We start from the raw sequence: 13,671 nt of genomic DNA on the forward strand, positions 1-13,671 counted from the left end.
AAATTATATAAAACTTCAATCAAAATCAAACCTAATAAAGAATCTCTCTAAGACCTTTTGAATTAGGAGTAGATAAAAATCCCTGTTTTTCAAGCTCCTCAATGATTGAGGCAGCTTTATTATAACCTACTCCAAGTTTTCTTTGCAGATAACTGATGGAAGTTTTTTTATCCTGCAAAATAATACGTTTAGCTTCATCAATAAGCTCTCCTCCGCCTTCAAAAGAAATCGTTGGTAAACTAACCTCTGCTTCATCTAACAAAAAAGTTTTGTCATATTCAACTTCTCGTTGAGACTTTATAAACTCTACAATCTCTTCTATTTCTTCTTCTGAAGCCCAAGGAGCATGCAATCTAACGACTCCTCCAATGCCTGGAGGAGTAAAAAGCATATCCCCTCTACCCAAAAGACTTTGAGCCCCTTCAGCATCTAAAACAACCCTAGAATCTATTTTAGACCCTACTTTAAAGCTAATACGAGAAGGAAGATTGGTCTTAATCAAGCCAGTCACGACATCTACACTTGGTCTTTGCGTGGCTACAATTAAATGTAATCCAGCAGCTCTACCCATCTGTGCTATCCTGGCAATCGGAAATTCAGCTTCCTTACCTCCAGTCATCATCAAATCAGCAAGTTCATCAATAATAATCACCAAAAATGGAAAAACCTCAAACCCTTCAAGTTTAGCTTTAGGGTTATATTTATCAATATTTTTAGTCTTACATTCACTCATTATCTTATATCGTCTCTCCATTTCATTCACTGCACTACTCAAAGCAGAAATAGCTTTTTTTGGATTAGTGATGATGGGGGTAAGTAAATGTGGAATATCTGCATACATACTGAATTCGACCATTTTAGGATCAATCATAATCAACTTGAGGTTATCTGGAGAGTTTCTAAAAAGCAACGACAAAATCATCGCATTCACACCCACACTCTTGCCACTTCCGGTTGTCCCAGCTATCAAAAGATGAGGGAGTTTTTTAAGATCTGTAATAAAAGGATTGCCTACAATATCTTTTCCAAGTGCTAATGTAAGTGGTGAAGCAGAATTTTTAAACAAATCACTTTCAAAAATTTCTCTCAAATAAATAATATCTGTTTTTGCATTAGGGATTTCAATACCTACAACATCTTTACCAGGTATTGGAGCTTGTATACGAATAGATTGAGCACGCAAAGCCATCGCTAAATCATCTCCTAATGTCAAAATCCTACTAACCTTAACACTAGGAGCAGGTCGAAACTCAAAGGTTGTCACGATAGGCCCTGAATAAGTTCTAGCAATATCTCCTTCTATTTTAAACATTTTTAGTTTGGAAAGTAAATCTTGTATTTTTTGATCAATCTCATTTTCATCAACTTGAATAAGCTGTGATTTTACAACTTGTAAAAGACTCACATCTGGTAATCTATAGTCTTTTGGCTTTTCAACTTCACCAAATTCAAGTTCTTCCAAAAGTTGTTTATTTTCTGCCAATTCTTTGACAATCAAAGGCTTTTGAAAAGGATTTGTCTTTGAATGTGAAATGAATTTTTTATTTTCTTCAACACCATCTTGAAGTCCTAAAATATTTTCTTCTGCAGACTCAAAAGATATATCCTTTGAAGGTAAAATATTTTCTTCTTGTTTTAGACTACCTTCATTTAGGCAGATAAAAGTATTTTTTTCTTCACTGGGGATATTTTGCTTTTTCAAAAGATTTAGGCTGAAATCATTCACAACCTGCTTTAAAGTATTATCTTGATTTTGCTCTCTTGATTTTAAAATTGGTGGTTCTTCAAAATGCTTAACATTCAGCTCTTCAAAAATTTTTTTATTCCTTTCTAAAATCCGCTCAACATTAACTTCCCTGACTTCTGCCCCTTCATCATCATTTACAAGCCTCACCATATCAGCATACTTTTTTTCTTCAAGATTTTTATTAAAGGCAGGAGTATAACTCACCTTGATACTACTCTCATCAAAATCAACATCTAAATTTTCTTTTGTTTTACTTGTCAAAATACTCATAGAGGTTGGTTCAAAAATTTCTTCTTCATCTTTTTTAGATGGCTTTGAAAAAGCTTCTTGCAATTTAGAAGATTTTTGATTATCAAAAAAAGTTTTTAATGAAAGCAGTATATTTCGATATATTCCCCTTAATATCATCAATAAGCTAAAAAAATTATTTGGGAAAAAAATCCTATAAGACAAAAAAAGCATTATAGACACCAAAACAAAAACACCAAAATATCCAATAAAAGGATATAAAAAATCTAATATACCCTTACCAACCTGACCTTTTTCCATCACAACTGCTTGCAAAATCAATAAAGAAAAAAATGTCAAAATACCTGCAATAATGAACTCAATTCTATTTTGATTTAAATTCCCATTTTTATAAAAAAAATAAGCCGGATAGATTAAAAATAACAAATAAAAATATGCAATATACCCAAAAAGTTCAATATTTATTTTCGCAAATACAACACCAAAATCACCAACAATTCCACTATTACCAACTATTGTTGAAATTGATAAAAATATCAGTATTGCACAAAAAATTACAAATAGGTATAATTTATTAATCGTTTATCCTTTTAGGTATTTTTTGCCTATATTATAGCATAATACCTATTTTTAAAAAGACAAACAAAATCAGGATCATCAAGCAATGCATGGAAAAATATTAAGGTACTCAATTTCTACAGGATTGGGGGTTGTAACTAATGCATCAAAAAAAATATTTGAACTCCGTAAAGAAAGTTGGCATGACACTAGATTCTTACCAGTGGTAGGGATGTTTGTCGAATTTAGATGCGATAATAATGGCTACTCTATCACAAGTGCAAAAGCATCTTATTACCAAGAATTCCCACCCGAAAGTATTATCAAAGAAATAGATTTTTGGAAAAGTAATACTGATGAAGAGCTCAAACAAAAAGAACAAGACATCCGCAATCAAATTGCACAAAAAATATTCAAAGAAACAAATTATTTTACACTAAAATCTATTGAATTAAATTCCTCAATCCAAGATTGCCTCAAAACATATTTTGTTCAAGAATTTAATACCATTAAATTTGTCATCAATGAAAATAACACTAATGATCCTTCCACTATCAATTACTTATACATCAAACGTTTTTTAATAAAAGCTATGGATTATCTAGTCTTTACAGATAGGAACATCACAATGGATAACTTTGCTGGTGATTTACAAACACTCAATAGCCTTGAATATTCATACAAAAACTTCACAAAACAAATAAACCTCAATATCAAAAAAATTTATACAGAATCCTTTTTAGATATGCAATATAATTACAAAGGAGTGCTCAGAGCAATACTTGGCACTAAAGAAAAAATACTCCAACTCAGCAATAAAGTAAAAAACTGTATTTATGAAACCAAACAAATTAAAATCAAATTAGAAAATAAAAAAAATGATGAAAAAACACTCAATACAAGACTTACAAGCATCAGAAATATGATTGCAAAATGCGAAGAAGAAACTAAAATTCTCAATAAAGCTTTAGAAAACCTTACAAAATTAGCCGAAGGATTTAAGGAAGAGTATTTTAAGGTCTTTGAAAATGTATTCAAGAAATTCCACGAAATCTTAGTCAACAAAACAAAAGAAGCAATGGATATTTGTGCAAGCAACTTAGATGATAAAATATGGAAACTTGGGATGGGTTCAACAGCAATCAAAAATATGTTTTTCAAACATGATATTAATAATCCGTATTGTGCGATGACTTTTTTAGGTCAATACCTTCGACTTCTTGATAAAACCAAACTAAGTGAGAATGAACGTGTTGTTTATAATTATTATTTCAATTACAAACAAACTTTTGAAAGAAGATTTCTTATTTTTACGACCAATCAAAAACTCGAAATGAGTCTAAAAATCCAGATAATGTCAATCTCAAAACACTACACTGTTATCATCATAAAAAAAGATAGTGAGTTTTATACTAATATAAACCAACAAAAATTTGAATTAGGCTATATTGATCCTTATATTGATGCTGATATCAAGCAACTTATTGATGATGCAAGGAAATCAAAATATAATGAAAATACAAAATTCAGTATTGTTTCCAAAGAGCAAATAGCCGCCCTAAAAGACTAAATACCACAAATATCTTTATAATCGCAATATGAACAAATTTTTCTGTCATGAGTCATTTGAAAATCAACTTCTTTTTCAAACACTTTGAGTTTACTTTCCAAAAAAGTAGCCTTTATTTCCAAAGTCTCTTCTTCTTTCATTTTTCCTTCTTTTAAATCATAATAATATGCCTTTATATTATTATTTGCATACCCTAAATATTTCGCTGCATAGAAATAAACAGGTAACTGAAAATCACTTGTTCTATCTAAATCTTTTTCTTTATCAACTTTGAGGTTGGATTTGAATTTATAATCAATCAATAAAATCTCCCCATCACAATTATCAATCCTATCAATGACCCCCTTAAAGGGAAATCCAGCTATTTGAATCTCAAATGTCTTTTCACAATCTAGCACTACTATATCAGCTTTCTTAACTCTATTGCTTTCATTTTCCCAAAATGCTTCAAGACTCTTAAAGCTAAACTCAAAATCTAAGAATTCTCCAAGAGAATCAAGCTTGATTGAATCAATCTGTTTAAGACAATCTTTTTTGATTTTTTCTATATCTAAAGGTGCATTGATATATTTTCTATACCCATCAAATAAAATCTGATGGATAGCGACACCAATTTTGGCTTTACTATTACTATCATTAGATTTTATTTTTTTTAAATATTTATAATAAAATTTTCTCCTACAAGAAAAAAAATCATTTATTTTAGAAGCTGAAAAAATAAAATCTCTAGGCATCAATTCAATAAAACACTCTTGTTTTACTTTTTTCTCTTGATTGAAAGGAAAAATCCTATATTTTTCATCTCCATTTTCAATCTTTCCCTGCAAGCCAAGCTCATCAATCATCTTTGAATATGATGAATTTTCATTATCAACAAAAGCAATATCAATTTTTTTTGTGTTCTTAAAAATCTGTAAATAATAATGTTTCTGTAAATCTTGTCTGTCTTTTAATGTGGGGATTTTTAAAGATTTTCTGATTTTTGTATTCAAAAACATATCACTATCTTTGATACCAGGTATATATTCATCATTAAAATCAACAATCACAACTCGCTCAAAATGTAATCCTCTGCACTCCAATACACCCATTACTTTGACTTTACCACCCCCAACATCATCTATCCGAAAATCTAACAAATCCAAAATATATAATTCCAAAAGCTCATTCAAGCCAAAACCTTCAAAACTAGAAGCAATCTTCTCATAACTAAATAAAATCTCTTGATGAAATTTACTCATTACCTCTTTATCAGTACTATTTTCAAGCAAAATCTCAATTTCTGTTTTGAGCATATCTAATGGATTTGATTCAATACGATTATGGACTTCTTTGAGCGATTTTAACCTCATTTTGAGTGCAGAGATGAAAGGAGAGGTTTCGATGCTTTTACCCATAGCAAAATTGAGATTATTATAAGTATCTAATAATTTAAGATATTTTGAAAAACCTTCATTGGGTATAATGATAGCTAGCTTTTCAGCATCAATGCCAGCTCCTAGCCATTCATTCACACGTTCAAAAACCAAAGCAGCTTGAGACATTCTAGAAGCAAAACCAAAAATATTAACTTCACCTATCTGCTCTAAAGATTTTTGCAAAGAAATTTCAGAAGTTGCAAGCTCAATACGATAAGCATAGTCTTTTTGTAATGAAACATTCAAAAATCCAAAATGCCCTTGATTATACATATCACACTCAATATGCAAATATACAGGCACTATTTCTTGTATTTTTTCTAAGATTTGCCTTTCTTGGACAGATAAAAAACCATCCAAATAAAACTCCACACAAGAAATATCTTTAAAATATTCCCTCAAAATTTCATAATCCCTCCCATAAAGCACATCATAAAATCCATATCGCTCTAATTCTTGATTATAAAACCTATAAATTTCAAAAAGGACATTAAGATGCTCTTCATAATCCCCATAAGTATCCTTTAAAGGTATCTGTTCAAGGTCAATACAAAACAAAGCCAATTCATCAAAAAAATTAAACAAAAATGAACTACTCTCCAAATACCCTAAAAAACTTTTTTCAAAAACCCAATTTTCAGAAAAATTTTGCATTTTTGAAATGATGGATATAAGGAATACCTTACGGATATTTTTTGGAATAAATCTCAAAGCCTTAACAACCACGACATTTGTAAAAAATTCCTTTGCACTAAATCCTTGAGGCAAAAACCCATCGCCTTGCTTCAAATAAAAATCATTCAACCGCCTCCTAGTAGAAAAAACATATAAAGGAGATTTTTCCTTGAAGCTATCTACCAATCGCATTTTGCTATCTGAGATTCTATTTGAATAGTTTTGTGAAGAATTTTTATAGTTTTAGAAAAATGTTCCAAATCAATTTCTTCATTTTTATGTGATTTTAAATATTTATCAAGCACTTGATAACCCCCAATCTTATATTCCCACACTTCTGTAAATACATTATCAAAATACAAACTCTTATTGATGAATATTTTTTTCTCACTCTCAATGTATGAAATTTTTTCTATTTTTCTATTTTTATCTTGCTCATCCTTATAAAATGGATCGCCAATGTTTTCTGGCAACTCTCCCAAATTCATTTCTCCTTTTTTAGTGTTTTTTTAGCTGAGCCAGTCGGGTATAGATAAAGTGGGAAAGCATAGCTCCCAGATCCTATCAAATGGTAATCAACTATATCTTGCGTGATAAACATATTATCCACTTTTTGAAGCTTACATCCCCTATCACATACCAACGCAATATTATAGCATTCTTTTACTTTGAAGTATTTTTGAGTAGCTTTTTTGCCCTCTGGGTTGGATAAAGGTAGAGAGGGAAGATATACCCCGCTCCAGAACCGCCAATATTGAAGCCATACTCCACTAATGTGTTTGTTACCATCGCATTTTTCCATCCACCTTGTAGCCTCATTTGTCTGACTACATTCAGACCAATATTCATATATTGCCCCCCCCCCCGAGATGAAGCTCGATGAGTTCACAGCCTAGCTGGCTTAATTTTAAGAATTTTTCTTTGCTATCGCTAAAGGGGATTTTTGGGAAATCATTTTTCAAAAAATCCAAATATTTCTCCCTGTATGCTTTATGGAACAAGATCGCATAAATATAGCCCAACACCACCTCAGGAGAAAAATGCTCTCCATATTTTTTATCTATAAAATCTCGAAATTCTGGAGTGAAATTTTCTATCCTATCTTTGCCCTCAAAAGGATCAGATTCAAATGTTTTATCATCTTTAAAGAGATGTTCATCAGGTTGCTTGGATTGTTTTTTGAGGCTTTTTTTGGCATCAGGGGTATTGTGCAAATAAAGCGGGCTTATGCTCGCTCCTCCTCCTGCAATGGAATTGTAATCAACCAGCCTATCACTCACAAAAGTAGAGTTAAACCCCTCATCTTTGATCACAGCTTGACGCGAAAATAATAGGGCTTTATTTTTATCTTGTAAAAAATGCTCCATTATTTCCTCTTTTGGATATGCCATAAAACCTCTACATTTGCCATTAAAATAAGTCCAACGAAAATCAAATGGACGATAGTGAACTTGACATATCAGACCACTCCCATCTTGTTCAGATTTCCTGACCGAATCAATAGCTCTTTGGATTTGCCAATCTCGACTATCTTTATCAATATCATATTTTTTAACAATTTCATCTTTTTCCATTTTACAAAAATCATAAACTAATTGCTCAATTTGTTTTTTTGTTTTATGCAATACAACCTGATCTCTATTGGTATAAATTCCAGTGCCTGAAATCCTAAAAATATCTTTAATGCCCCAACCCTGCTCGTATTCTTTTTTTAAGGCTTCATTCTTGGGAACAAAGACATAAAAAGGCTCTTGTGGATTGAGCTTATTCCACGCAATGCTACTGAGTGTATTGGCATACAAAAAGTCATATTTACTATCGCGTTTGCCAAAAAGATCATAATGATAGACTTCTGTATTCTTGGATTCTAGGGGGGGGGGGGGTGCATTATCAGCAGAATTTTTTTTGACAAAAATACTGATAGAGACGCCTTGTTGGATATCAAAGACATTTTGATCTATGCTACCATCGGGGCATTTTTCTTTTTTCTTTGCATTGCCGTGCAAGTCAATCAAATACATCTTATCAAAAGAATTGAGCAAATGCTTCCTCATACCTCTGAATGTAGGGTTGTCCAAAAAGCCGTGATTGGTAATAATGCCTATGACTCCACTTTTTTGAGACTCTATCTTATCCTCTGCAAAGCGGATAAATTTAACATAATCATCCAAAAGCCCTCTTGAATTCTTTTCTTTAATAGGTTTACCATTTTTATCCACACCAAAATCATAATAATCCCTAACCTTTTCATATATATTCACACTTGTATAATTATAAGGAGGATTGCCCGTGATGACAAGGATAGGCTCATTTTTGACCCTTTGGGCTGACTTTGTCTCTAAGGCAAGCTCATATTCACTAAAAAGCTGTGTGGCACTCTTTTCATCAGTGCCTACATCATCGATACTAAGCGTGTTGTTCAAAAAGATTTTGAGCCGTTCTTCTTCATTTTTTGCCCCTACTTCATAGCCAAACTCTTCTTTTAGTGTTTGAGAAAGCTTTAGATGTGCTATCGTGTAAGGAGCGATGAGGAATTCAAATCCTTTGAATCTCTCTATCAATCTTGCAGGTTCAAAATATGCAGAATTTCTAGGCTCAGAACTCAAAGCCTTGCGAAATGCTTCCAAAAGAAATGTCCCCGTCCCTGTAGCAAAATCCAAAAGCGTGATGTTGGACTCTTTTTTTAGAGCTGAACCTAGCCCTTTTGATTCTCCAAAATCCTCTCTCAATACCTCATCAATGCCATTGATGATAAAATCCACTACCGCTGCAGGGGTATAATACACACCCCTAAGCTCACGAAGCTTAGGATCATATTGAGCCAAAAAGGTTTCATAAAAATGCAAATATGGGTCTTTATGCACGATACCAAATTCATCTTTTTCACCAAGCTGGTTGAGTTCTTTTATGATAGCAGTGATGTCGATGTGGTTGGTGATATTGAGTATTTCTTGTAATAACCATTGCAAATCTTTTAAATCATCAAGATTTTCCAAAAATCCGCTCAATGCTCGCAAAAGAGGGAAAGAATGCGGGATAAACTTTTTGACATTATACAAATCAATCTCTTTGCCACTTGTGTTATTGAGCTTAGCCAAAAAAAGGCTGTAAGTGAGGGTCTGAGCAAAGCTATCACAAAAATCATAAAATTCAAGCTCTTTATAAAGCCCTTGCTTAAAAGTCTCATAAAGGCTTGAAATCTTAGAGTTTGAACTATAATCATAAAGAAAATCCCTAAGCAATCGCGTCCTTAATGCCAAAGAATTGGCAAATTGGATAGATGTGGCTATGGGTTTTAGCTGGTAGCAATAAAAAAGATTGAATAATTCATCTATATCTTTAGAGATTTGTTCGATATTTTGACTCAAAGAAGATTTTTGAAATGCTTTGATGGTTGCATTTATCTCATTGAGACTACAAAGCCTCACTTCTTTGATAATGCAAGCACTGCCCTTACTGTCTGCTCTAATGAGGCAAAATCGTAAATAATCAGTGAGCAAGATATTATCACTTAAAGTAAGGTATTTTGCTATTTGAGGGCTTTTGGCAACTGCCTCCAAATCTGCATTCACTCGTTTGTTTTCTACATAACCCAAAGTCAAAGAATCTTTTAAAATCAAAAAATCAGGTGAGCCTGCCTTATTCTCACTTTTATCACGTGGTGGTTCGTGCTTGATTACCACACCCTCAGGGGCAAAAGCCTTAAGGAAATTTTCTAATGCTCCACGTTTTTGATATTCACTAGATTGGAGTGAAATATCATTGATAGCTACCAAATAATCCCTAATATGCTCTATCATTATCTTGCCTCCAAAAGGGTTTTGACTCTGACAATTATATTTTGAGTATCAAATCCATATCGATTAAAAAGCTCATCGCCTTTTCCTGAACTACCAAAGCTATCCATCCCTACAACCTCATCAGCAAAACGATACCACTCTAGTCCTCTTGAAGCCTCAATAGCAAGGACTTTGCTATCTTTAAACAAAGATTTTATATACTCATCATCTTGTTCCAACAATAGGTCATAGCAAGGCACACTCACCACCCTTGTATCAATCCCTTCAGATTCTAAAACAGCAGCACTTTTAAGTGCCAAAGACACTTCACTGCCTGTAGCAAGTAAAGTGATTTTAGCCATTTGATTTTCTTTGAGGATATAGGCACCTTTATTGACTTTTTCAGGCAAGACAAGTGATAAAACAGGAAGATCCTGCCTTGAAAGGACAAACATACAAGGAGCATTTAATTTTAAGGCTACTTGCCAACAAGCGATATTTTCATTAGCATCTGCAGGCCTGAAAACATAAAGATTAGGCATAGCTCTAAAATGAGTTAGTTGCTCAATTGGTTGATGCGTGGCTCCATCTTCTCCCACACCTATACTATCGTGAGTAAAAATATAAAATACTCTTGCTTTCATGATGGCAGCGACTCGAATACTAGCACTCATATAATCACTAAATACAAAAAAAGTCGCACAAAATGGCAAAAATAACCCATAATTAGCTAATCCATTTGTAATAGCACCCATTGAATGCTCTCGTATACCAAAATGTAAATTTTTACCCTTAGGAAAATCAAATTCACCTTCTAAAAAAGTATTATTAGATGGAGCTAGATCAGCACTCCCTCCTAAAAAACCATCAAGAGTCTTTGAAATTGCATTTAAAATCTTCCCATTACTAACCCTTGTAGCTAACAAATCACTTTCTAAAAAATTTGGATAAACAATATCTTTAAAGTCTGGATGTTGCATTTTGTAGATTTTATCCTTAAAGGATGATTTTTCTAGTTTTTCAATCCAAAGCTTTTCATAAAGTTCTCCTCTTTCTTTGACATTTGCAAAACGCAAAGCCACATCATCTGGAACAACAAAACTTTTTTCTTCATCAAAACCCAAAGCCTTTTTAGAATCTGCAATCACCCCTTTGCTTAAAGGAGAACCGTGAGTTTTATGACTTCCCTCAAGACCAATAGCATTTTTTCCAATGATCGTTTTTGCGATAATCAAAATAGGCTTTGAGGCATTTTTAGCTTTCAAAAAAGAAGAATTAATAGAATCAAAATGATGTCCATCGCATTTTAAAACTTCCCATCCTTGTGCCTCAAAACGCAACGAAATATCCTCACTCATCGCCGCAGCAACATCCCCTTCAATCGTAATCTCATTGCTATCATAAACAACAATCAGATTATTCAAACAATGATGCCCTGCCATAGAAGCAGCCTCATAGCTAATACCTTCTTCCAAATCACCATCACCACAAAAACAATACACTTTGTGATCAATAAGTTCTTTGCACAAAATATTTTGTGCATGTTTAGCTGCCATAGCAAACCCCACAGCATTTCCAAAGCCTTGTCCCAAAGGACCTGTTGTGATCTCTACCCCTTCTGTATGTCCAAACTCTGGGTGTCCAGGAGTCTTAGAATCTATTTTTCTAAAATTTTTTAAATCTTCCAAACTAACATCAAATCCCCACAAATAAAGCAAACTATAAACCAAAGCACTCGCATGTCCTCCACTAAAAACCAAACGATCACGATTCAACCAATTAGGATTCTTAGGATTGATATGAATATGATGAGATAAAACAGTAGCTATATCTGCTAACCCCATAGGAGCACCTGGATGTCCACTATTAGCAGACTCAACCATATCAGCACAAAGGAAACGAATCGTGTTAGCCATCTTTGAAAGCATAGGAAAATCATTTGCTTGAATCGGTATAGAATCCATATCTAAATCCCCATTTATTTTGATTTGATGTTGAAATTCTATCTCTTAAAGATTTAGCAATATATTAAATTTGATTTTTTCCAAGATTCTAAGATCTAAATAGAAAAAATTTTAATTTGAATTACTATTATTAAATTTAAAATAGAGGTAAAATGTTTTTATGATTTTAAAATATTCTAAAATAGATTTTATCAATATTTTAAGATTTTTTTAGCAACCTTTATATCTCGAGTGATTTGTTTTTTTAACTCACTTAGTTTTTCGAAATGCCGATTATCTCGTATTTTTGCAACAAATTCAATCCGAATATTTTTTTCATCCAAAATAATTTCTCTGTCTAATATATGTGTCTCAATCGCAAAGCTCCTATCTGTACTCAAACGGTTCCCTACAAAACAAACTGAAGGAAAAATTTTGGATTTTATATGTGTGAAGGCTGCATATACACCATTAGCGGGCAACACAAATAAACGATGCTTGATATTGATAGTAGGATAAAGCTCTCTTGAACCCAAATTTTGACCTGACACCACTCTACCCTCAAGAAAATAATTCCTTCCTAAAAGCCTATTTGCCAAAGCCAAATCGCCAAAAGCAATCAATTCTCTGATAATACTTGAATGCAATGGGATAGAATCAATCTTAACTTCAGGGACAATAACAACCTCCCCTTTAAAAAGATTTTTCAAATCATCTGCACCATAATTTTTGTCCCTACCAAATCGAAAATCATACCCAACAATAATCTTTTGGAGTTGTGGAAGTTTTTCACATAAAAATACGATAAAATCCTTCCCCTCCCACAAATAAACTTCTTTGAAAGGAACCCAATAAGTCCTAAAAGGAATTAGTTTTTCTCTGAATTTAAAAGGAGTAATGCAAGGAGTCCTGTCTTTATCTATCAAAAGCACACAACCATTTGAGTCCAAAAACTCAAAAAGCTTATGATGTGCTAAATGCACACCATCAAATTTACCCATTGCAATAGCTGTGATTTTAGAATTTTTTGGCATAGATAAAAAATTCTTCATTTCCCTCTTTTCCTTTTAAAACAGATTTTTTCACATCAAAAACTTTCAATTTTTTGTTTTCTAATTCATTTAAAAAATTATCCAATCTCGTTTTGATAGCCAATTTATCAAAAATAACACCTTTTTTATTACGTTTTACATCTCTACCTACTTCAAATTGGGGTTTGAATAGTAAAATAAATTCATTCCCCAAACGAACCAAAGCATCTAAAATCTTGCTCAAAGATATAAAACTTATATCGCACACAATAAAATCAAAAATCTCTTGTGAAAAAAAATCACGGATATCGCATTGCTCAAATAATCTTATTTTAGGATTTCTCCTCAAATCCAAGTCAAGCTGATCTTTACCTACATCTACACAAGTTACCTTCCTAGCCCCTTTTTCCAAAAGCACCTGAGCAAAACCTCCTGTGCTTGAACCAACATCTAAAACATGTTTATCCAAGCAATCAATTTGATTTGTTTGCAAATAACCCAAAAGCTTTTGTGCCCCACGACTAACAAATAATTCTGATTTATCCACAACAAGAAAATCTTGTAAATCAATAGGGAGTTCAAAAGAAGGTTTTAAAATCAAACGATCCCCTAAAGAAACTTTTCCCTCCAATATCAACATTTTAGCCTTTTCTCTACTTTTACAATATTTTGCCTCTACTAAATAATTATCTAATCTCATT

Annotated in this window: 10 protein-coding genes; 1 reads left to right on the forward strand and 9 read right to left on the reverse strand. The window is 32.6% G+C overall.

What is annotated here, in order from left to right:
* Nucleotides 1–31: 31 nt before the first annotated feature.
* On the reverse strand, nt 32–2,296 hold the full coding sequence (locus tag BKH44_RS00820) for a DNA translocase FtsK (protein WP_257842556.1): 2,265 nt from the start codon (nt 2,294–2,296) through the stop codon (nt 32–34).
* 364 nt (nt 2,297–2,660) lie between these two features.
* Between BKH44_RS00820 and BKH44_RS00825 the strand changes: the two genes are divergently transcribed.
* A complete protein-coding gene (locus BKH44_RS00825) occupies nt 2,661–4,124 on the forward strand; it encodes a hypothetical protein (protein ID WP_095269163.1) in 1,464 nt (487 codons plus the stop codon).
* Here the strand turns inward: BKH44_RS00825 and BKH44_RS00830 are convergent.
* The 8 genes from BKH44_RS00830 to BKH44_RS00860 all read right to left on the reverse strand — a co-directional run bounded on the left by BKH44_RS00830 (nt 4,121) and on the right by BKH44_RS00860 (nt 13,670).
* Nucleotides 4,121–6,346: a PD-(D/E)XK nuclease family protein gene (locus BKH44_RS00830; RefSeq protein ID WP_180674068.1), complete on the reverse strand. Its 2,226-nt coding sequence runs from the start codon at nt 6,344–6,346 to the stop codon at nt 4,121–4,123. The genes BKH44_RS00825 and BKH44_RS00830 overlap by 4 nt on opposite strands.
* Before the next feature lie 50 nt (nt 6,347–6,396).
* The gene (locus BKH44_RS00835; protein WP_257842557.1) at nt 6,397–6,705 is read right to left on the reverse strand and encodes a type ISP restriction/modification enzyme; all 309 of its coding nucleotides are present in this window, start codon (nt 6,703–6,705) and stop codon (nt 6,397–6,399) included.
* A complete protein-coding gene (locus BKH44_RS08915; protein WP_257842558.1) occupies nt 6,702–6,860 on the reverse strand; it encodes an adenine specific DNA methyltransferase in 159 nt (52 codons plus the stop codon). The genes BKH44_RS00835 and BKH44_RS08915 overlap by 4 nt, the downstream gene beginning before the upstream one ends.
* A 20-nt stretch (nt 6,861–6,880) precedes the next feature.
* Nucleotides 6,881–7,066, reverse strand: a complete 186-nt coding sequence (locus tag BKH44_RS08920; protein ID WP_257842559.1) for a hypothetical protein — start codon at nt 7,064–7,066, stop codon at nt 6,881–6,883.
* On the reverse strand, nt 7,063–10,017 hold the full coding sequence (locus BKH44_RS00845; protein ID WP_095269169.1) for a type ISP restriction/modification enzyme: 2,955 nt from the start codon (nt 10,015–10,017) through the stop codon (nt 7,063–7,065). The genes BKH44_RS08920 and BKH44_RS00845 overlap by 4 nt, the downstream gene beginning before the upstream one ends.
* Entirely contained in the window at nt 10,017–11,960 is a 1,944-nt protein-coding gene (tkt, locus tag BKH44_RS00850; RefSeq protein WP_095269171.1) for a transketolase, read from the reverse strand. The genes BKH44_RS00845 and tkt overlap by 1 nt, the downstream gene beginning before the upstream one ends.
* A gap of 191 nt (nt 11,961–12,151) precedes the next feature.
* On the reverse strand, nt 12,152–12,991 hold the full coding sequence (locus BKH44_RS00855) for a bifunctional riboflavin kinase/FAD synthetase (RefSeq protein WP_095269173.1): 840 nt from the start codon (nt 12,989–12,991) through the stop codon (nt 12,152–12,154).
* Entirely contained in the window at nt 12,957–13,670 is a 714-nt protein-coding gene (locus BKH44_RS00860; protein WP_095269175.1) for a TlyA family RNA methyltransferase, read from the reverse strand. Before BKH44_RS00860 ends, BKH44_RS00855 begins: the two co-directional genes overlap by 35 nt.
* Nucleotide 13,671: the final 1 nt, after the last annotated feature.

Origin of the sequence: Helicobacter sp. 13S00477-4 (assembly GCF_002272785.1) — a bacterium.
Classification (GTDB): Bacteria; Campylobacterota; Campylobacteria; order Campylobacterales; family Helicobacteraceae; genus Helicobacter_J.